Below are 308 nucleotides of genomic sequence, written 5' to 3' on the forward strand. Positions count from 1 at the left end.
GATGACTGGTCGATCCAGGAGATCGCCCGCCTCGCCGGAACCACGAGCCGCACACTGCGGCACTACGACGACATCGGCCTGCTGCCGCCCTCGCGCGTCGCGCACAACGGCTACCGGCACTACGACGGCCCGGCGCTGGTGCGTCTGCAGCGCATCCTGCTGCTGCGGGAATTGGGGCTCGGTCTCCCGCAGATCGCGGACGTGCTGGGATCCGCATCGGACAGCGATGCCGCAGCGAGCGAGGCATCGGCCCTGGAAACCCATCTCGCGCTGCTGCGCGACGAGCAGACCCGGCTGGCGCGTCAGAT

At 69.8% G+C, this 308-nt stretch carries 1 protein-coding gene; it reads left to right on the top strand.

What is annotated here, in order from left to right; all coding sequences use genetic code 11:
• A partial coding sequence (locus L687_RS34090) for a MerR family transcriptional regulator (RefSeq protein WP_021200319.1) occupies window positions 1-308 on the top strand: 308 nt, incomplete at both ends.

The sequence above is a fragment of the Microbacterium maritypicum MF109 genome, assembly GCF_000455825.1.
Lineage (GTDB): Bacteria > Actinomycetota > Actinomycetes > Actinomycetales > Microbacteriaceae > Microbacterium > Microbacterium maritypicum_A.